The following is a 21,558-nucleotide window of genomic DNA, read 5'->3' on the forward strand; positions in this document are numbered from 1 at the left end:
TTATCGTTATTTTTATACTGTTTAAATTTCAGACGGTTATATTTATCGCTTGCCTTTGTTTTGTTATGTTATAACATAACAAAATGTGAAGTGTTATATTATAACAATTAAGGAAGATAAACAGTGAAGAAGAAATTGGTTTCCCTCGCAATCAGCAGCATTTTGGTATCACCAGCGTTCGCTAATACATTGTCAAACCCACAAATCGGTGTGGTGCTTGATGGTTATTATCAAAATGGTGAACGTAATAACTCAGAGCGTAGCGAAGGATTTGGCCTCGGCCACACCGAAATTAGCATGTCCGCGAATATTGACGACAAGTTCCACGGTGTATTAACGACGGTGTTAGAAACGCATGGTGATGAAACTGAATTGCTACTAGAAGAAGCATTCATTCAAACATTAACGATGCCATATGGCTTTAATATCCGCGGTGGTCGTTTCCTGTCTGACTTCGGTTACATGAACAATCAACACATGCATTCAGACAGTTTCGTTGAGCGACCTGTTGCTTATCGTACTTTCTTAGGCTCTCATTATTACGATGATGGTTTACGTGCAAACCTGGTATTACCTACTGACATGTATGTAAAACTAGGTGTTGAAGCGTTAAGTGGTAGCAAAATGTCTGCGGTGGATGATGCCACTGCCGTCGGTGTATATACCACGACATTAAAGATTGGTGATGATTTTTCTGAATCATCTAGTTGGCAGTTTGGTTTAAGTTACTTACGTAATGAAAATGGTAAAGTGAACAACTTTGAAGAGCATGATCATAGTACTGATGGTCATGATGAACATGATCACAGTCACGCATCAGCGGTGACGGGCTCTAATCTATATGGCGCTGATTTTGTGTGGAAATGGGCACCTAACGGTAACTATAAATACAGTAACTTCACCTTATCTGCTGAGTACATGCTGTTAGATGACATTGTGGATAGCAAATTTAAGGGTGAAAAAAATGCACCAGACACACTCGCGGCTTATTATGTATCGGGTGTATATCGCTTTACACCAAGTTGGTCTGCGGGTCTGCGCTACAGTGATGCTGAAAGTTACGAAGGACATGTACATCACGGTAGTACACAGCCACACTTAACGTCGCTGAACGACAGTGAAATTGATGCGATGGTGGCGTGGGACTCTTCACACTTTGGGACTGTTCGTGCGCAATATACACGTGTTGAAAACCAAGACAAAGCCACAGATAACGTATTCACGCTGCAATATGTGATGACGTTTGGGGCGCACGGTGCTCATGCGTTTTAAGAACAGCACATTATTCGTGACCGTGAGTGCGGTCATGTTGTCTGCACCTGCACTGGCGTTGAATATCTTCGTCTGTGAGCCAGAATGGAAAGCCTTATTGGCTGCGCATGCACCCAAAGCAACCATCTATTCTGCGACAACTGCACTGCAAGATCCGCATTATGTACAAGCTAGGCCGTCTTTAATTGCCAAGATGCGTCAAGCGGATATGGCTATGTGCTCAGGTGCTGAATTGGAAGTCGGTTGGCTACCTATGCTGCAGGCGCGAAGCAGTAATCCGGCAGTGCAAAACAATAAGCAAAGTATGCTGTATGCGTCAGAGATTGTTAGCATGTTGGATACGCATCATCATGTTGACCGCAGTATGGGGGATATTCACGCTTATGGTAACCCGCATGTGCAGTTTGCTGCCAACGATATGATCCGAATTTCTCGCGTTGTGAGCAAACGTTTGGAAAGTATAGATCCCGCGAATGCATTTAGTTACCTCGTTAATGGCGTTAAGTTCCGTGAGCATTGGCGACAAAAGTTAGTTGAATGGGAGCAACGCGCTGAACCGCTGCGAGGCATACAAGTGGTGAGTTATCACGAGACCTATCGTTACCTGTTTGACTGGTTGGGAATGGAGCAGATAGCGGACCTTGAGCCTAAGCCGGGTATTTCACCGACGACGGCACATTTGCAATCGTTGACCAGGTTAGACCCTGCGTCGTTTGATGCGATTATTTATTCTTCTCATCAGAATAAGCGCGCAGCAAACTGGTTACATCAGCAAACGGACAAGCCTGTGATCCAATTACCGCTGACGGTATCGAAAGGGCAAACTCTTGACGAGCTGTATGACCAGATATTGGATGACTTGTTGCGTGTACTAGCACAACCACAACCAGTAAAGGGTTAGTCTATGTTGGCAGATTATCTTTGGTTAGCACCGGCTGTATTGTGTGGACTGATTGCACTGGTGGGTAATGTGATATTAGGGCAACAAGTGCTAGCGCGTAAGATCATTTTTATTGATTTGGCGGTAGCGCAAGTTGCTGCATTAGGCGCTGCATTTAGTCAGTATTGGCTAAGTCGTTTTGATGTATTACCCGAGACTTGGTTAGGGCAAATGATCGGTCCTTGGGTATTATCATTATTACTATGTGGCTTAATTGCTTTGATGGCAAAGCACTATCAAGAGCATCTTGAACCCATGATCGGTAGCTTGTTTGCTGTTTCGGCGTCATTGGCGATTTTGTTGGCAAGTAAAGACCCGCATGGTGCTGACTTCATTCAAGGGATCTTAAATGGTCAGTTGTTATGGGCAACGTGGGATGATGTTTGGCCGTTAGCGATTATTACAGCGGCGATGTTGGCCTTAATTACAATGAAACCGGCATTTATGCAAGGACGTGGATTTTACATTATCTTCGCTATATTGATGCCGATAACGGTGAAGTTGACGGGTATTTACCTTGAATTTGCGTTATTGGTGATCCCCGCGCTGTGTGCATCTGCGTTAAAAGGTATACGGTTTTTTATCGCGAGTATGGGCATTGGTGTTACCGGGATCATGTCGGGCATTGTGTTGTCTGCTCATTATGATTTACCCAGTGGTGCAAGTATCGTGATCACGTTATTTGCCTCTGGTGTACTATTTCATTTATTGCTGCAACTTTCATTGGTCAAGATTAGCGTTCGCGCTTCATAAAATAAAAGCCTGATTCTGGGCATGAACAGGATCAGGCTTTCTATTTTTTTACTTAAGTTCTGTTTACGCTTATCAGGTTTCAATCCATATCATCAAACGGCTGACCAATACTCGGTAAGAACACATCAAGGAAATAACGTATCTCATCTGTCATGCGTTCGTCTAATGCCGTTTGGCAACGGATCTTAGCTTTAGAAAACTCATGATTACCGCAACTTTCTTCTTCGATACACTTCATGTGTGCACATAAAATATCAGCATCTTTAACTAATTGTTTATATGTTGGATCTAGCTCTGGCGTTGATAATAATGGTTCGTAAGCTTTTCTTAACTCAGGCGGTAGCATATCTAATAAAGTCTGCTCTGCAGCTAATTCAATCTTGTTATATTCACGAATAATGGCTTTGTTGTAATACTTCACTGGGGTAGGCAGGTCGCCAGTGAGCACTTCGGTGGTATCGTGGAACAGTGCCATCGACGTGGCTTTGTCAGGATCATAACTCTTACCGTAATAAGTATTACCGATCAGCGCTAACGCATGGGCAACCATGGCAACTTGTAAGCTGTGTTCGGCGATATTCTCGTGCGTGACGTTACGCATCAACGGCCAGCGGTAAATGAGTTTCATGCGGGCGAGGTGGGCAAAAAAATGGCTCATAACGTTCTCCAAATAAGAAAGGCACCTTATGACAATACAGGCTAAGTGTAAGTAAGTCATCGGTTTCATTACAGTAGCATGAGTTCGGGGGTCGTGAAGTATTAAACAAGCTACATCTATGACTTAAGTCTAATCAGATTTTGGAAACAACAAAGGCGCTATTAAGCGCCTTTGTTGTTTCTGTATTTTGATCGTAATCTAAAACTAATCCTGACGATAAGTCTTCAGGAAGTTAGCTAGCTTGTTAATCGCAACTGTTAGTTCTTCAACACGTGGTAAGAATACGACGCGGAAGTGATCGGGGCGACCCCAGTTAAAACCTGTGCCTTGTACAATTAATAGCTTTTCTTGTTGTAACAAGTCTAAGGCAAATTTCTGGTCGTCTTTGATATTGTACATTTCCATATCAATTTTCGGGAACAGATACATAGCACCTTTTGGTTTCACACACGTGATACCCGGAATATCATTTAACATCTTCCAGGCTAAATCACGTTGCTCTAGTAAACGCCCACCCGGTAGAATTAATTCATTAATACTTTGATAACCGCCTAACGCCGTTTGTATAGCATGTTGCATAGGTACATTCGAACACAGACGCATCGAGGCGAGCATTTCCAATCCGGCAATATAGTCTTTAGCAAGATGGGTGGCACCACTTAATACCAACCAACCAGAGCGGAAACCTGCAATACGGTATGCTTTAGACAAACCATTAAAAGTCACAATCAGGATATCTTGCGCCAGTGTACACATAGGTACATGTTCAACACCGTCATATAAGATCTTGTCATAGATTTCATCAGCAAAAATAATCAGTTTGTTTTGACGCGCCACTTCAATCACTTCTAGCAAGAATTCTTTGCTATAAACAGCACCCGTTGGGTTGTTCGGATTGATTAATACAATACCTTTGGTATTCGGTGTGATCTTCGCTTTAATGTCATTTAGATCAGGGTACCAATCAGATTCTTCATCACAAATATAGTGCGTTGCTTTACCGCCTGAAAGGGTAATCGCCGCTGTCCATAGTGGGTAATCTGGAGAGGGTACTAAGATTTCATCGCCGTTATTCAGTAATGCCTGCATCGACATCATGATTAACTCAGATACTCCGTTACCTAGATAAATGTCATCAATCGACACATCTAATAGACCTTTCTGTTGATAATGCTGCATCACAGCTTTACGCGCAGAATATAATCCTTTCGAGTCACAATAACCTTGGCTCAATGGCAGGTTATGGATCACGTCTTTAACGATTTCTTCTGGGGCTTCAAAACCAAATGGGGCGGGATTCCCGATGTTTAATTTGATTACTCGATGACCTTCTTCTTCTAAGCGATTCGCTTCTTTTAATACTGGCCCACGTATGTCGTAACACACGTTATCTAATTTATGAGATTTTTCTATTGAGTACATCCCGTCTCCACCGCTTTAATTATGTTTGTTGTTAATCTTTCTGTAATAAAAGTACCGTATATAAGGCATTGTTGGAAGTGATATTTGGCGATCTACACGATTTATTGTTGCGCTATTGTTAATTGATAAGATTCGGGTGTAACATTATCAGCAATGGTTGCCGGATTACGGTAGTTTTGTGAGAATATTGTTGTAATACAGCAGCTAAAAATAATGTTAATGAGACAAGGAAAGAGCATGAGTCAGCAGTTAAACCCAGCAAAAATGAGTGGACTAGAGATATTACAAGCAATGGCGGAGGGAATATTCCCACATCCTTCAATTTGTCACACAATGCCAATGCAATGTGTGGATTTAAGCGAAGGTCAGATCCACTTTAAGGTACAAGCTGATGATCGCCACCTAAACCCAATGGGTGGTGTTCATGGTGGCTTTGCGGCGACGGTACTCGATTCAGTTACAGGCTGCGCAACACATACCACACTGGTTGCCGGTGAGAGTTATGGTACGGTAGATCTGAATGTTAAAATGGTGCGCCCAATCCCAAAAGATACCGAGCTACATGCTACGGGCAAGGTATTAAACATCTCTAAAACAGTTGTTATCTCTGAAGGCGATATCCGTGATGCTAACGGCAAGCTTTATGCGCATTGTACTGCGACGTGCGTGATTACTCGCCCTGCAAAGTAAAGTCTGTTTTATAGCCGAGATCCACTTATGATAAATACAACATCTGAAATTATTGCCAATACATTTCAGTTTAATCCATCCGCCAGTGAAAAAGCCGGCAAGATGGTCATGGGGCATCGTGGTGCGTCTTCTATCGCTCCTGAGAATACCTTGGCTGCGTTTCAACTGGCCGAGGACAACAATGTTCCCTGGATTGAAGTTGACGCAGATATGCTCGGTGATGGTACGGTGGTTATTTGTCATGATGCAACGCTTGACCGCTGCAGCGACCATAATGGTTTATTACGCGATATAACGGTAACTGACCTGGATGATATTGATGCAGGGGCATGGTTCGGATTAGACTTTGTCGGTGAACGGATTCCGACGTTGGTGGATCTTATCTTATTCACCAACGAGACGGGTATGAACCTGAACTTAGAAATTAAGTCAGGGACGGATAAAGCCGCGACAGACAGATTAATCGACGGCATTATTCGCGATATCAATCATCATTGGCAGGGAGGGCAGCAATTACTGATCTCCAGCTTTAACCATTTATTATTGGCAGAAGTAAAACGTCGTGCACCGGAAATCAGTTTAGCCTGTCTATTTACTTCACCATTACCGAATGATTGGTTAACGTCGATGCAGTATGTTGGTGCTGAATTCGTGCATCCTAAAGATAAAGGACTGACCGAGCAACAAGTTCATGTCATGACTACGGCAGGCTATAGCGTCAACGTGTGGACCGTTAATAGTCTCGCGCGAGCCAATCAGTTGTATAACTGGGGGGTGACAGGCATCTGCTCAGATATTCCCCAGCAGTTTCCGCCTTGTTACAGGAATTGATGATGGAAGAGCGTTTGGCTCTGCGTTGGCAGACTTTATTGACGCAACATTTTACCTCGTTGAGCTTGGCAGAAGTGCAGCAGTCCTGGTCACGACTGTTACCACATTATCAAGAAACACATCGGTATTATCACGACCTTCACCATATTGACGCCTGCTTTATTTGGTTTGATCAGGTGCAGGCTACATTGGATAATCCGTTAGCTGTGGCGTTGGCGATCTGGTTTCACGATATTATTTATGATGTGAGACGCAGTGATAATGAAGAGAAAAGTGCGCAATACGCAGTGACAGCGCTAACTAATTTGGCGGTATCGACTGCGTTAGTGCAGCAAGTATATGAACTGATTTTGTTAACGCGACATCCAAGTAAACCAAGTCATGTACTTACCGGTTTAGTTAGCGAGCATGACCAAGCGTTATTTCTAGACATTGATTTAAGCGTATTAGGCCAGTGTGACGCTATTTATGCTAACTATGAAAAAGCCATTCGCGCTGAGTACCAGCACATCCCGTTATGGCTGTATAAATTAGGCCGTAAACGTTTACTTAGGCAGTTTTTACGCCAATCTAGCATTTATTATTCTGACTATTTTAACGAAAAGTTTGAACTGCAAGCCAGAGTGAACATACAATCAGTGCTTAAACCTTAATGGCCTACTATTTTAATGAAAAACGTAACTTGGATGCACAGCATATGATTATTAATGGCTCACCCAGTCAAGATGTTGCAATTGCAGATCGTGGTTTCAATTTTGGTGATGGGCACTTTACCACCATCAAAATAGCCGCAGGACAAGCCTTACTACTGGATTTACACGTAACACGCTTACAACAAGCGTGTGCGGTGTTAGCCATTGAATTTGAATTATGGGGTGAACTAGTCACGGTGATCACCCAGCAAGCGCAGGTATTACAAAAGGGTGTTTTAAAAGTCACCATCACCCGAGGCGAGGGCGGTCGTGGTTACGGTTATGTTTACGGTACTATGGGCTGCTCAAGTGCTAATTGGTATGTACAACATCGTCCTATGCCAGTAACTTACTGTGAATGGGCAAAGTCGGGCATTGAATTAATGCTGTGTGACTATCAACAAACGGTGAATCCGGCATTGGCGGGATTAAAAACCTTAAACCGATTGGATCAGGTGATGATCAAGCAAGAGCTAGAGGCGCATAACATGGCTGATGGTTTAGTGTGCTCGACGGAGGGTTATGTTATCGAAACCTCGGTTGCTAACGTGTTTTGGGTGAAAGACGGTAAAGTTTATACCCCGAGCACCAAACGCAGTGGTGTTGAAGGAGTGATGAAAACCCATATTTTAAACTTGTTGAATACGCTGGTTTTTCCGTTGGAATCGGGAGATTACGCTGTTGCGGATGTGCTTGCTGCAGATGAAGTTTTTATTACTAATTCAGTGATGGAAGTGGTGCCTGTGAAGGCTGTTTTAAAGCATGTTGGTAACAGTGATAATGATGCGAGTTATTATGATCTGTCCGTCAATGACTCATCGGTATGGCGTTTGTTACAGCGAGAATTACGACAAGAATGATAACAATCCTGCACGCTTAAAATGATATGTAAGCGTGCAGGATATTGGTTTAATTAAGTCATAGGACACTAAATTAAAAGTTAAAAAATACGACGTTTTAAGCCTTTCTTATCCAAGATCTTAGTGGCGATCTCTTCAACCGAGAATGACGTACTGTTAATAAATGGGATTTTTTCGCTACGGTATAAGTATTCTACTTCCCCGATTTCTAACTTACATTGACGTAATGACGCATAAGTACTGTTAGCAAGGCGTTCACCACGGATATCTTGCAGACGTTTTACATCGATGGTGAGACCAAATATTTTATGTTTATTGCGTTTTAATGCTGGTGGCAACTTTAATTCATCCATGTCATCGGCAATAAATGGGTAGTTGGCGGTCTTGATCCCAAACTGTAATGCCAGATATAAACTGGTCGGCGTTTTGCCACTACGGGATACACCGACTAAGATTAAGTCTGCATCGTCGTAATCTTTGCAGGTAATACCATCATCATTTGCGAGGGCGTAATTCACGGCTTCAATACGGGCATCATAAGTATCCAGTTTCAAGCTGTGGGTACGGTGCGATTTTGGTTCTGCTTTGATATTTAATTGCTCAGAAAGCGGCGCCACAAATGTACTTAAAAAGTCGTGAGAATGACCTTCATTTGATTCGATGATTGTCCTTATTTCAGATGAAACTATCGAATGAAACACTAGTGGCTTCTGTCCTGTTTTCGCCACATGTTCGTTGATTTTTTGAGTAACGTTTTTTGCTTTTTCTTCAGTCTCAATAAAGGGAAAAGTATGCTGATCAAATTCGATCGGAAATTGGCTTAGAAGCGCGTGACCAAAGACTTCAGCGGTGATCGCGGTGCCATCAGAAACATAAAAAACAGTTTGCATTTACTCTATCCTTTTCATAAACAGATGAAATTTTCTAATTAAGTATCTTACATTGAAATTAATAGCTGTGTATGATTAAAAACACTAAGGAAAGCAAGATGATTATTTTGCATTGATAATATGTGAGCAATATCGAATATCGCTCACAATTAAAATCATTTTTGAGATAGATTAAATCTGGAGAACTGCCGTGATAGAGTACGTAATTGGTTACGAAAAACTTGGAATGAACGACGTTGAACGCGTTGGCGGCAAAAATGCATCATTAGGTGAAATGATCAGTAATTTAGCAGGCGCAGGCGTGCAAGTTCCTGGTGGTTATGCAACTACCGCGGATGCGTTTAATGAGTTTTTAGAGCAAAGTGGTGTAAATGACCAAATTTATACACTTTTAGATAATCTAGATGTTGATAACATTGCAGCGTTAACAGAAGCTGGCGCGAAAATTCGCCAATGGATCATCGACACACCTTTCCAACCTGAATTAGAAACCGCTATTGCTGAAAGCTATGCAGTATTAGCTGGTGAAGCAGGCGAACAAGCATCGTTTGCTGTTCGTTCTTCGGCGACAGCAGAAGATATGCCGGATGCATCATTTGCTGGTCAGCAAGAAACATTCTTAAACGTACGTGGTTATGACAACATCATTGTTGCGATTAAACATGTATTCGCATCACTATTTAATGACCGTGCAATCTCTTACCGCGTGCATTCTGGTTATGACCACCGTGGCGTGGCATTATCTGCGGGTATTCAACGCATGGTACGTAGTGATGAAGCATCATCTGGTGTGATGTTCTCTATTGATACTGAATCTGGTTTTGAAGACGTGGTATTCATTACGTCTTCATACGGTCTTGGTGAAATGGTTGTACAGGGCGCAGTTAACCCTGATGAATTTTATGTTCATAAACCAACACTTGCTAAAGGCAAACCTGCTGTTGTACGTCGTAACATCGGTAGCAAACAGATCCAAATGATCTACTCTGCTGACGAAGGTCATGGCAAGCAAGTTCAAATCGTTGATGTTGAAGCAAGCAAGTCTCGTCAGTTCTCTATTACCGATGCAGAAGTAATGGAACTCGCGAAACAAGCTGTGATCATCGAAAAACATTACGGCCATGCGATGGATATCGAATGGGCTAAAGATGCTATCGACGGCAAAATTTATATCGTTCAAGCACGTCCTGAAACAGTACGTAGCCGTGAAGATAAGCAAGTTATGGTACGTTTCCATTTAGACGCTAAATCTGCAGTTATTTCTGAAGGCCGTGCAATCGGCGGTAAGATTGGCGCAGGTCCAGCTAAAGTTATCTCATCAATTGCACAAATGGATGAAGTACAAGAAGGCGATGTATTAGTAACAGACATGACTGACCCAGATTGGGAACCTATCATGAAACGTGCTTCTGCAATCGTAACAAACCGTGGTGGCCGTACTTGTCACGCTGCAATTATTGCACGTGAAATGGGTATCCCTGCTGTTGTAGGTTGTGGTAACGCGACTGACCTTATTGTAAACGGCCAAGAACTAACAGTATCTTGTGCTGAAGGTGATACTGGCTTCATCTATGAAGGTATCTTACCGTTCCGTGAAACATCATCGAAAGTTGATAACTTACCGGAAATTCCAGTAAAAGTAATGATGAACGTCGGTAACCCTGATCGCGCATTCGATTTCGCGGCATTACCAAACGAAGGTGTTGGTCTAGCGCGTCTTGAATTCATTATTAACCGCATGATCGGTATTCACCCGAAAGCATTGCTTAACTTTGATAAGCAATCGCCTGAGCTACAAGCTGAAATCAACGACATGATTGTCGGTTATGAGTCTCCTGTTGAATTCTACATCGCGAAATTACAAGAAGGTATTTCTACGCTAGCAGCGGCGTTCTACCCGAAAAAAGTAATTGTGCGTATGTCTGACTTTAAGTCAAACGAATACGCAAACCTTGTTGGTGGTGAATTCTTCGAACCAGAAGAAGAAAACCCAATGTTAGGTTTCCGTGGTGCATCACGTTATATCTCTCAAGATTTCCGCGATTGTTTCGCACTGGAAACTGAAGCGATGAAACGTGTTCGTAACGACATGGGTCTGACTAACGTTGAAATCATGGTGCCATTCGTACGTACACTAAGCGAAGCAGCATCAGTAATCGATTTACTTGCAGAACATGGCCTGAAACGTGGTGAAAACGGTTTACGCGTTATCATGATGTGTGAAGTACCATCAAATGCATTACTTGCGGACAAGTTCCTACAGTACTTCGATGGTTTCTCTATCGGTTCAAATGACTTAACGCAATTAACACTAGGTCTAGATCGCGATTCAGGCATCATTTCTCACCTGTTTGATGAACGTAACGAAGCAGTTAAAGTATTGCTTTCAATGGCGATTCAAGCGGCTAAGAAAGCCGGTAAATACGTAGGGATTTGTGGTCAAGGTCCATCGGATCATGAAGACTTCGCAGCATGGTTAGTTGAACAAGGTATTGATAGCGTATCACTTAACCCTGATACAGTATTAAGCACTTGGTTATACTTAGCTGACAAACACGCTAAATAAAGTCGCGTGAGCTAACCAGTATTTAAGTCTTGTTCTAAGTGCTGGTATTGAAATAAAGAGCCCTAAGTTAGTGTGTATTCACATTGATTTGGGGCTTTTTGTTTATGCGGGATGCTTATTGATGCTGGTTGATGTATATAACTGCTGTTCAACACTATTTAGTTGTTTGTCAAAGCTGATTAAAATCATATCAATAGACTCTGTCGCAATATTAAAAAAGCGATCTGCTTTGATGGTTGGTCGGCTAATCATGATTTCAGTATCAATGACTTTTAGTAGATAAGATATTTTTAATAAATAGTCCGGATTTTTTTGAATATTAATACTTTGTTCCAATGACTGACACAGGTAGCTAAGTCGAATCCGTTCTGCGCGTGTACAGACTTTGGCTGCTGCAATCCCTGTCCCAATAGCGCGTATTTTTGCGATGCTTTCTGCTGTAAATAACAATTCCTGCCATAAAAACTGGATAGATTCGCTATTATTATTGTTGAGTTGATGCAGCTTGTTATCAAATGCAATATCGTTGATAAGGTAGAGTAAATTCAAGACGAGTTTGTTATGTTGCTCGAGGTTATTGCGAATATTAAGGTTGAAGTAATCAGCCGCTAAACGCTGCCAGTGATCGCGCATTGCTTGCCAACGCTCATTGTCTGACAGGTCTGGGTACATATCAGCTATCTCGATATTAAGCTGATTCACCTTTTCAGTGACTGCGATTAATCGTGGTTTAAGATCCTCTTCCCCATGTAAAATACCATTTGATAAGCCGCGGTGTTGCTGCATACGAGTTAACAGTTTACGCATTACATTTAGCTTAATTAGACCATCGATTTGTAGCTGTCGACGACTTTGCTGTTGCTGCTGCATTTGCAGTAATAAAAAGCTAAAGCCAAGCAAGGTACAAAATAATAATGTGCCACTAAGTATGAAGGTTAATAATTGATTCATAATGCATACCTTATATCCATCTAGGGTATATAACTATTCTGGGTATATAACACTAAGCAAGTATAGTACCAATGATAGGTAGGGTAATTTAGCTTGTTGTGCACCAACATTGGGAAATATGAGGGGGGAATCCCTATCTTGGTGAGGCGTTATCGGTGAGGTTAATTTAATTTTTATCTGCAAGGGTCTTAGAAAGCAAAACGTCCGATGTGCTACACCGGACGTTTGAAGTGATATCTAGGTCAATATCTTTCGAGGTTTATCATATTGCTGATTTTAGTTTTCGCGTAGAGCTCTAAAACCAACATAGTTAGCGCGGAAATCGGGTTTTAATTCTAGACGAACATCAACTTGAGCAAGTTTAGGCGCGAAGTTCCAAGCGCCGCCTCGTGCGACTAGATTATTACCACTAGTCAGCTCCCAAACGTTACCGACGGTATCGTATAGGCCAAACCTATTGGCTTTAAATGATTTTACCGGCGCGGTACTTTTGTTCGACCACTGGCTACCACAATAAGCGCAATTGGCTTTTGAGTTACCAGCATCGTTACCCCACCAGTAGCTGTAACTACTGCCTGCTCGCGCTGAGTATTCCCACTCGCCATTGTTTGGCAAACGGTATTTTTGGCCTGTTGCTTTTGATAACCAAGTTAAATAAGCATTGGTATCGGTAGCATTAATACACACCACTGGGTGCTCATCGGTTTGTGTAAAACCAGGCTGACGCCAGTTTAAGTCGGCATTGTATGTTTCTTTACCGTCAACATATTCAACACAACCATTACCTGATTCTGCAGCGGTAGTGTAGTTGCTGGCTGCGACAAAACGTTTGAAGTCGGCAACGGTGATCGGATTTGTGCCCACAGAGAAAGCTTTAATCGCTTGCTCGTTAGCTTGATTTTCGCTAGCGGCTAATTGACCACCTGGTACTGAGATTAACTCTGGACCACGTTCACCTGACGCTAAAAAGTCTTGTACTGCCTGACCATTTTTTAACGACACGCTGGCTTTGACTAACTCAGCTCTTATCATCGTATTACTTCTCAGCTTTACGCTTTGCTCAAAATTAATGTAGTTTGGTTTTTTGACCTCGATATGGTGAGCACCCGGTGACAACATCACTGATAATTTGGTTGAGCCATAGCTAACGCCATCAATAAAAACTTCATCATCATATTGGTTAGAACGAATAGTTAGTTCGTATAATGTGCCTTTATCCGTTTTTACGAGATTATTTTTAGCTGATGGAGCTTGTTCTGCGCAGTAACGAGTCGAGATGTTTAATAAATTACACGCTTCATTTTTTGGTAATACACCCTGCATTGTTAGCTGCATCGTTGAGCTATATGTACCTTGGCCACTGAATTCGCTCGTTAGTACCTTGTTGCCTAGCAATTTTACATGAGCGTTAGAATTAGCTTTATGCTTATTGACTAGCTTAGCTTCAGTTACTGAGCTAAACAGATTGTTTAAATAAGTCTTTGACGCTTTTTGCTTACTCAATAGATTACTGCGAGTAATACATTTTGAAAATGAAGTTTCCAAATCACAGCTTACACTTTGGCTTACGTTGTGAGATTGAGTTTTCTGCATTTCATTCGTCAGACGATTAATACGTGCAATATTTATTTCTTCACTGATTGTTTCACGTTGATTTAGCAGTCTAACGCGTTCAATATTTTTGTCTGATAGCTGTTTATTTAGCTGGGCTAAGCGCGCAACTGAATCTTTAATCAGCTGTTTATTTTTCTGTTGTTGCTGAATTGCCTGACGATAGTCATTTTGCGACGCACTAATGTCTTGTGTTGGGTTATCAATCATTAGTGCATATTGTTCATTCATTTCTGCCAATGCTTTAGCTGTTTGCCCTACAAGTGCTTTTCCTTGCGTTCTTGTTTGCGCTAATTTGGCTTTTTCGAGTGCTATATTGTCATTTACCACAGCAAGTGATGTGATGAATGTGCTGTATTCTGATTGAATACTTTCAAGCTCGGTTTGCAAGTTATCTACAGTGTTTTTTTGTTGTTTTATTTCAGTAGCTTGAGCTGTGTTTCCAAGTAGAATACAGCTGGTGGCAAGGGCAATTAAAGCAATGCGCATTTGTTTATTTCCTAATAGATGCTTATTTGATGTTATAAAACACGGATTCTGTGTTACATCTTGTAATTACCCACATGTCAGATGAGTATATTATTTTTCGTCCATGTTATTTGTTCAGGGCTAAAACCGCAAGCAAACAGGTCACATATTTGGTCTAAGTTTGAGTAATTTATGTAGATGTACATTATGTGTATTAACAGCCTTAACATTTCACTTATAAGTGAGATCAATTTAGCCTTTATCTATAGGCGATGAATTAAATCACTCATGTTATAATGCAGTTAGTTAAAAATTGTCACAAGGGAATGGATGATGATCCCCGAATTAAGTTATCAGGATGCAGTAAAATCAGAATATCTCGCTTTTTTAAGCGCGTTAGAGAACAGTGAATTTAGTGGTGACATTGAAAAGTCGTACGCTAGCCGATTAGCCGTTGCGACAGATAACAGTATTTACCAGTTATTACCGCAAGCTGTGGTACTGCCGCGTAATCATCAAGATTTGATGATAATGACGGCGTTGTCATTACAGACTGAATTTAAAACTGTTACTTTTTCACCGCGTGGTGGTGGTACTGGTACCAATGGCCAATCGCTGACCGACGGTATCATTGTCGACATGTCGCGCCACATGAACAACATTATTGATATTAATGTTGAGGAAGGCTGGGTACAAGTACAAACGGGCGTAGTGAAAGATCAGCTCAATGAATTTCTTAAACCGTATGGTTTCTTTTTCTCGCCTGATTTATCGACCAGTAATCGCGCCACTATTGGTGGCATGATTAACACGGATGCGTCGGGTCAAGGCTCATTGAAATACGGAAAAACCAGTGACCACGTATTAAGTGTGTCTGCGGTATTAATGGATGGCTCTGAATTAATCACGACAAGTCAGTCTCGTGAGCAGTTACAGGCACAAACGCAGCGTGATAATTACCTGGGTAAAGTGTGCCATCAAGTGATTGATACTATCACTCATAAGCAACAACAAATTACAGACACCTTCCCAGCATTAAACCGCTTTCTGACTGGTTATGATCTTGTACACCTCTATGATAAAAACACCGAAGCATTTGATTTAGGCCGTATCCTTTGTGGTTCTGAAGGCTCGCTGGCATTTATCACTGAAGCGAAATTGAACTTAACGCCAATTCCTAAATTCCGTTGCCTGGTTAATGTGAAATACGACAGCTTTGATTCTGCGCTGCGTAATGCTCCCTTTTTAATTAAAGCGAATGCCTTGTCGGTAGAAACCGTTGATTCAGTGGTATTAAACCTAGCCAAGCAAGATATCGTTTGGCATTCGGTTAAATCATTGATCACCGATGTACCAAATAAAGACATGCAGGGGATTAACTTTGTTGAATTTGCCGAAGACGATGGTGACATTCAACAACAAAAAATCACAGGACTAACCGCAGAGCTTGACCGCTTAATGGCTGCGGGAGAGGGCGGTGTGATTGGTTATCAAATTTGTGATGAACTCAGTGATGTACTGAAAATCTATGGTATGCGTAAAAAAGCGGTGGGTTTGTTAGGCGCAACCAAAGGGCAAGCAAAACCATTAGCATTTGCTGAAGACACGGCTGTACCGCCTGAACATTTAGCTGATTATATCGTTGAGTTCAGAGCGTTATTAGATAGCTATAAGTTACATTACGGCATGTTTGGTCATGTCGATGCGGGTGTGTTACATGTGCGTCCCGCGCTAGATATGTTAGATCCACAGCAAGAAGTTATCTTACGTGAAATATCAGATAAGGTCGTGGCATTAACCGCGAAATATAAAGGCTTGATGTGGGGCGAACACGGCCGCGGTTTCCGTTCTGAATATGGCCCCGAGTTTTTTGGTGATGAGCTATTTACGGAACTGCGTAAGATCAAAGCCGCCTTTGATCCGGATAACCGTCTCAATCCCGGTAAAATTTGTACCCCTATCAACAGCGATGCGCAATTAGTATCAGTCGATGCGACGAAACGTGGCGCGTATGATCGCCAAATCCCAGTTACAGTACGCGAAAGCTTTCCGCAAGCAATCGACTGTAATGGTAATGGCTTGTGTTTTAACTACGATACCAAAAGCCCGATGTGCCCGTCGTTTAAGCACACCGGTGATCGCCGCCATTCACCAAAAGGCCGTGCTGGTTTAATGCGTGAATGGTTACGTCAGTTATCTTGCCATGAAATGACGGAGCATGAATTAGGTCAGCAATTGACTATTCAACAAGGTGGCGTGGCCACATTTACCACGCTATTAAAAAACAGCTGGAACAAAGCCCGTGGCCGTTATGATTTCTCGCATGAAGTGATGGATGTAATGCAAGGCTGTTTAGCGTGTAAAGCCTGTACTGTGCAATGTCCGGTTAAAGTGGATGTACCTGAGTTTAGATCACGCTTTATTGATCAATACCACAGTCGTTATTTACGTCCGGTTAAAGACTTTGCGGTAGGCTATTCTGAAAGTTATACGCCGATGATGGCGAAGATGCCGAAGTTCTTTAATTTCTGGTTAGGCCAAGATTGGTTGCAAGCGGCGACTAAGCATACGATAGGCATGGTGGATATTCCGTTATTAAGTGTGCCAACGTTATCGGAATCATTACGTGGTCATTATGCGCAAAGCTTTGACTTAGCTTTTTTACAGCGATTAAGTGCGGAAGATAAAGCCAAGCATGTATTGGTTGTTCAAGACCCATTTACCAGCTTTTATGAAGCTGAATTGGTGCAGACATTAGTGGCACTGATTGAAAAACTAGGCTTGAAACCGGTGATCTTACCGTTTAAACCGAATGGTAAACCGCAGCATGTAAAAGGTTTCTTAGCTAAATTTGCTAAAACGGCAGCAACAGCAGCAGAGTTTTTGAATGAACTGCAGCAGTTGGGTATGCCGATGGTCGGTATTGAGCCTGCACTCGTGCTGTGTTATCGCGACGAATATAAACAAATCTTAGCGGACAAACGCGGTGACTTTAGCGTTCAGCTTATTCAAGAGTGGTTGTTAACTGACAATGCTAAAATGCATCTACGTGACGCTATTGTTGGGCAAGCGGAGAAGGCTGGAAATCAGCAAACGGAACCGTATTACCTGTTTGCACATTGTACTGAAAAGACCAACAAGCCAACTGCAGAACAAGAGTGGCAACAGGTATTTAACGGCTTTGGTTTAGCGTTAGATACGGTAGCAACGGGTTGCTGTGGTATGGCTGGTAGTTTTGGTCATGATGCAAAAAATGTTGACGCATCCAAGTCTATTTACAGCCAGAGCTGGAAACACGCGATATCACAGCGCGATGCTTCACGTTGTTTGGCCACGGGTTATTCTTGCCGTAGTCAGGTGAAACGGATGGACAAAGTACGACTTAACCATCCTATTAAAGCGCTACTCAGTGCGCTAGGTTAACCGTCATTAAGCATGAGTAGTATTAGCTATGTGAAAAATATTACTCATGCCTCCTTCCTGCTTAGTGTTGAGCTAAGTGCTGTTTTGTAACGCCTTGTCGCATTTATCCTGACTCAGACCTCCATTTGGAATATCAGCCACGTATGCTGTTCTTGCTAATTTCAGTCTGTCTCGAACAAAAGGATGATGTTCATGCTCATTACATTGCTAGGTCAACGACAATTATCTAAGCAACGCCAATTATCAACGCTACGACAATTCAAATTATCGCTTAAACTTTCAGGGCTAATGCTGGTGACGAGTTTATTCTCGGGCTGTGTCACCTTATCCGAGTTTACCGGTGACAGCGATAGCTTTACTCTATCTGCCGCTGCATCAGAAGAAATGAATACGGTGAATGCTGCAATGAATGCCGTGGAGATATTGTATCAACGTGGTAATAAACAAGATCTTGCTTATTATGCCCCCAGTAATTTTGAGCTAGCGTTAAATAACCGTGAAAAATTACTGAGTATGTATGAGAATTACACGCCGAATGGCGGTAGTTGGTTTTCAAGCTCGGGCAGTGAAGAAATTGAAATCGAGTCCGAACTATTTGTTCAGCGCATGAATAAAGCATTTCAAGCAAAACTCCTTACAGAACCGTTATTAGCGGTTATCCGTGATCATGATGAGTTTATTCAAAGTGTTGATGTTGATGGTTTTGAAGCGCGTTTCGGGAAATTACGTGATTCGACGACTAAGTTTGCTGCTTTAATTGAGAGTCGTGGTACTGGATTAGGGTTAGAGCATCAAAAAATCAAGTTAGAGCGTGATTATAATAGTCTTGAAGTTGATATGATAAAACGTAAAGTCCTGCGTTTACCAACATCTGAGTTTAATTCCTTAGATCAGGAGCTTGTACCTGAAAGCTATAATAAAGCTTTAAATGCATTATATAGTTTAGAACGATTAATTGAAAAAGATCCTCGTGATAATACCCTTATTCAACAACATTTAAACGGCACTTATATCCAAATAAAACAAGCGGAGAGTATTGCCAAAGAAGTTGTTTGGGTTAAATCAAGAATTGAAACATCGGCAGAACGCGTAGTGATCAATTATCGTGACCACTTAAGTTCGTTAAATAGTTATTTAGGAACGGAAGAATTAACCGCGTTGGACTTTCAATCTCAGGTGAGTGGCATCAAAGATGCGGTGGCCTCGAAAATTTCACAGAAAGATGAAGATAAAATGCGTAAAGATCAACATTTACGTAGTCAACTTGCAGAGCTCGGTCGCTTGTTAACGGGTCAAGATATGAGTAGGTATAGTATTTCTCAGCAAGTCGATAATCTTATTTTTGCTGTGCGCTCACTAGTGGATGAAAGTGTGGATACACCACTGGCGCAACGATAATGACTTTTCAAGATGAATGCTGCTATATAAGCCAGATGTTCATCTTGAAATGACACCATTCTATTTATAATGACAGGGCTTGCTCAATAATTACAGCGCTGTCACACTGAGTCTCGTTGTCAGTGTATGGCTTGTGCCTGGGGCAACCGTTACCGCTTTCTTACCTATAATGGCTGGTTCTAAACAAAACATAGTTTGGTAACCGTCATCCGGCATATCTACAAACGCTTTCGCACCTACTTGCCAAGGGTTCCAAACGACCATCGCGTTATTACCTTCGTTATTAATATCAAGCTTACGCTGAAGCTGATTATCTTCTAAGGTAATTGTAGCGGCTGGATTGTCACAAATAATATCCACATCACCAGTTAATACTCGCGGCACTGGATTATTGCTATCTAGACCATGTACTTGTACTGCATCGGGCTGTGAAATTTGGAAATAGCTGTGTAACGCACCGCCATAATCAAAGCTGGTATCACCTGTATTTAACGTAGTGAGGTTAATTGTTAACGACTCACTGAGCGTAAATTCGGCGATGAGATTAAAATCATGCGGCCATAATCTTTTCATTTCAGGACTTGGTGTTAGTTGTAAACGCACAGTGCAAGTGTCGCTATCACTGTGAGTATCAAGTAATTGCCAATGGTTGTTACGTGCAAAGCCGTGAGATGGGTAATCTTTAGTTTGTGCAAGGGGTTGTACCGTTGGGCTTTCATTTGCTGGACCAAACCAAGGCCAACAGATAGGAACGCCACCGCGGATCGCTTTTACACCGTTAAAAATAGCATTATCACTCATCCAGATCACCGGCGCTGAGTTTGCGGGGGTAAAGCTAAGCAGGTGAGCACCAAATAAACTGATACGTGCTACCGCTTTGGGGTGCGTAATATGCAGGTATTTAAGGCCGTTGCTTGTAACCAACTGAATATGTTCAGTTAACTTGATTTGATCTGTGATTGTATCGCGATATGACATAAAGTCCCCAAAATAGGAAAGGCGACCTGATGGTCGCCTTTAGCATTATAAATCAATTAACTTAGATTATTTAATCTAGTTTGATTATTTAGCGCTCATAAGTAGGATAGCGTTATCTAACATACGGTTAGAGAAGCCCCACTCGTTGTCGTACCAAGACATAACTTTAACAAGTTTGCCTTGAACTTTAGTTTGAGTCGCATCAAAGTTAGATGTGTGTGCATCGTGGTTGAAGTCGATTGAAACTAGAGGTTCGTTGTTAACAGCTAGTGCACGCGCTAGGATTGGATCCGCAGCTACTGCATCAGTGATGATTTGGTTAACTTCTTCAGGAGTCGTATCACGACCAGCTTCGAAAGTAAGGTCAACTAGAGATACGTTGATTGTTGGTACACGTACCGCCATACCTTGGAATTTACCTTGTAGTTCAGGAACTACTAGGCCAACTGCTGCTGCTGCACCAGTACTTGTTGGGATCATGTTCATTGCCGCTGCACGTGCGCGGTATAAATCTGAATGATATACATCAGATAGGCGTTGGTCATTTGTGTAAGCATGGATAGTAGTCATCATGCCGTTTTCGATACCAACAGTATCATTTAATAGTTTAGCAATTGGAGCTAGGCAGTTAGTAGTACATGAAGCGTTTGAAACAACAGTCATGTCTGCAGTGATTTCGTCTTGGTTAACACCGTAAACGATAGTTGCATCTACATCTTTACCAGGTGCAGAGATAAGTACTTTCTTAGCGCCTGCATCAAGGTGAACTTGACATGCAGTTTTGCTTGCGAAGATACCAGTACATTCTAGTACTACGTCAACTTCTAATTCAGCCCAAGGTAAGTCTTTCGGGTTGCGTTCAGAGAAAGTCTTGATACGGTCGCCGTTGATGATTAGTGCTTCAGCATCAAAATCAACAGTACCAGGGAAACGACCATGTGCAGTATCATATTTAGTTAGGTGAGCATTGATTTTTGAATCACCTAGGTCGTTGATTGCAACGATTTCTAGGTCTTGCTCTTTACCACCTTCGTAGAATGCACGAAGTACGTTTCTGCCGATTCGACCATAACCATTGATTGCTACTTTAATTGTCATAACTTGTACCCATTAAATTTAAATGAAAGTTTGAATTAATAATCTTGCTTGGTTGTA

General features: G+C 41.9%; 17 protein-coding genes. 10 read left to right on the forward strand and 7 right to left on the reverse strand.

Annotation, left to right across the window (positions count from 1 at the left end; genetic code table 11):
* Positions 1-123 precede the first annotated feature (123 nt).
* The 3 genes from JFU56_RS09945 to JFU56_RS09955 are packed head-to-tail and all read left to right on the forward strand — an operon-like array spanning position 124 to position 2,965.
* Positions 124-1,272, forward strand: coding sequence for a hypothetical protein (locus JFU56_RS09945; protein WP_198437133.1), 1,149 nt, complete (start codon positions 124-126; stop codon positions 1,270-1,272).
* A complete protein-coding gene (locus JFU56_RS09950; RefSeq protein ID WP_198437134.1) occupies positions 1,262-2,173 on the forward strand; it encodes a metal ABC transporter solute-binding protein, Zn/Mn family in 912 nt (303 codons plus the stop codon). The genes JFU56_RS09945 and JFU56_RS09950 overlap by 11 nt, the downstream gene beginning before the upstream one ends.
* 3 nt (positions 2,174-2,176) lie before the next feature.
* Positions 2,177-2,965 carry a metal ABC transporter permease gene (locus tag JFU56_RS09955; RefSeq protein ID WP_198437135.1) on the forward strand — a complete coding sequence of 263 codons (789 nt, stop codon included), beginning with the start codon at positions 2,177-2,179 and terminating at the stop codon, positions 2,963-2,965.
* Between the two features lie 79 nt (positions 2,966-3,044).
* Here JFU56_RS09955 and yfbR read toward each other — a convergent pair whose 3' ends face one another.
* Together yfbR and JFU56_RS09965 are read right to left on the reverse strand one after the other, a co-directional pair.
* Positions 3,045-3,623 carry a 5'-deoxynucleotidase gene (gene yfbR / locus JFU56_RS09960; RefSeq protein ID WP_198437136.1) on the reverse strand — a complete coding sequence of 193 codons (579 nt, stop codon included), beginning with the start codon at positions 3,621-3,623 and terminating at the stop codon, positions 3,045-3,047.
* A 204-nt stretch (positions 3,624-3,827) separates the two neighbouring features.
* Entirely contained in the window at positions 3,828-5,045 is a 1,218-nt protein-coding gene (locus JFU56_RS09965; RefSeq protein WP_198437137.1) for a pyridoxal phosphate-dependent aminotransferase, read from the reverse strand.
* A 237-nt stretch (positions 5,046-5,282) separates the two neighbouring features.
* Here JFU56_RS09965 and JFU56_RS09970 point away from each other — a divergent pair, with 237 nt between their 5' ends.
* From JFU56_RS09970 to pabC, 4 genes are read left to right on the forward strand one after another with little or no spacing between them, the layout of a single operon-like run.
* Entirely contained in the window at positions 5,283-5,735 is a 453-nt protein-coding gene (locus tag JFU56_RS09970; RefSeq protein WP_198437138.1) for a PaaI family thioesterase, read from the forward strand.
* 27 nt (positions 5,736-5,762) lie between these two features.
* Positions 5,763-6,566 carry a glycerophosphoryl diester phosphodiesterase gene (locus JFU56_RS09975; RefSeq protein ID WP_198437139.1) on the forward strand — a complete coding sequence of 268 codons (804 nt, stop codon included), beginning with the start codon at positions 5,763-5,765 and terminating at the stop codon, positions 6,564-6,566.
* Positions 6,566-7,219, forward strand: a complete 654-nt coding sequence (locus JFU56_RS09980) for a hypothetical protein (protein ID WP_242065933.1) — start codon at positions 6,566-6,568, stop codon at positions 7,217-7,219. The genes JFU56_RS09975 and JFU56_RS09980 overlap by 1 nt, the downstream gene beginning before the upstream one ends.
* Positions 7,219-8,118: an aminodeoxychorismate lyase gene (pabC, locus tag JFU56_RS09985; RefSeq protein ID WP_242065934.1), complete on the forward strand. Its 900-nt coding sequence runs from the start codon at positions 7,219-7,221 to the stop codon at positions 8,116-8,118. The genes JFU56_RS09980 and pabC overlap by 1 nt, the downstream gene beginning before the upstream one ends.
* A gap of 80 nt (positions 8,119-8,198) precedes the next feature.
* Here pabC and JFU56_RS09990 read toward each other — a convergent pair whose 3' ends face one another.
* Complete coding sequence (locus tag JFU56_RS09990; RefSeq protein WP_198437140.1) at positions 8,199-9,008, reverse strand: pyruvate, water dikinase regulatory protein; 810 nt, start codon at positions 9,006-9,008, stop codon at positions 8,199-8,201.
* A gap of 190 nt (positions 9,009-9,198) precedes the next feature.
* On the opposite strand from JFU56_RS09990, the gene ppsA reads away from it, so the two are divergent.
* A complete protein-coding gene (gene ppsA / locus JFU56_RS09995) occupies positions 9,199-11,574 on the forward strand; it encodes a phosphoenolpyruvate synthase (protein WP_198437141.1) in 2,376 nt (791 codons plus the stop codon).
* A gap of 102 nt (positions 11,575-11,676) precedes the next feature.
* On the opposite strand, the gene JFU56_RS10000 is transcribed toward ppsA, so the two are convergent.
* Both JFU56_RS10000 and JFU56_RS10005 read right to left on the reverse strand, forming a co-directional pair.
* Positions 11,677-12,525, reverse strand: coding sequence for a nitrate- and nitrite sensing domain-containing protein (locus JFU56_RS10000; RefSeq protein ID WP_198437142.1), 849 nt, complete (start codon positions 12,523-12,525; stop codon positions 11,677-11,679).
* A gap of 276 nt (positions 12,526-12,801) precedes the next feature.
* Positions 12,802-14,625, reverse strand: a complete 1,824-nt coding sequence (locus JFU56_RS10005; protein WP_198437143.1) for a formylglycine-generating enzyme family protein — start codon at positions 14,623-14,625, stop codon at positions 12,802-12,804.
* Between the two features lie 312 nt (positions 14,626-14,937).
* Here JFU56_RS10005 and JFU56_RS10010 point away from each other — a divergent pair, with 312 nt between their 5' ends.
* Positions 14,938-18,027 carry an FAD-binding and (Fe-S)-binding domain-containing protein gene (locus JFU56_RS10010; RefSeq protein ID WP_198437172.1) on the forward strand — a complete coding sequence of 1,030 codons (3,090 nt, stop codon included), beginning with the start codon at positions 14,938-14,940 and terminating at the stop codon, positions 18,025-18,027.
* A gap of 192 nt (positions 18,028-18,219) precedes the next feature.
* Positions 18,220-19,425 (forward strand): hypothetical protein, encoded by a 1,206-nt coding sequence (locus JFU56_RS10015; RefSeq protein WP_198437144.1) that lies wholly within the window; start codon positions 18,220-18,222, stop codon positions 19,423-19,425.
* 90 nt (positions 19,426-19,515) lie between these two features.
* On the opposite strand, the gene JFU56_RS10020 is transcribed toward JFU56_RS10015, so the two are convergent.
* Positions 19,516-20,403: a D-hexose-6-phosphate mutarotase gene (locus JFU56_RS10020; protein ID WP_198437145.1), complete on the reverse strand. Its 888-nt coding sequence runs from the start codon at positions 20,401-20,403 to the stop codon at positions 19,516-19,518.
* A gap of 84 nt (positions 20,404-20,487) precedes the next feature.
* On the reverse strand, positions 20,488-21,501 hold the full coding sequence (gene gap / locus JFU56_RS10025) for a type I glyceraldehyde-3-phosphate dehydrogenase (RefSeq protein WP_198437146.1): 1,014 nt from the start codon (positions 21,499-21,501) through the stop codon (positions 20,488-20,490).
* Between the last annotated feature and the right edge of the window lie 57 nt (positions 21,502-21,558).

The organism is Moritella sp. F3 (assembly GCF_015082335.1).
GTDB lineage: Bacteria > Pseudomonadota > Gammaproteobacteria > Enterobacterales > Moritellaceae > Moritella.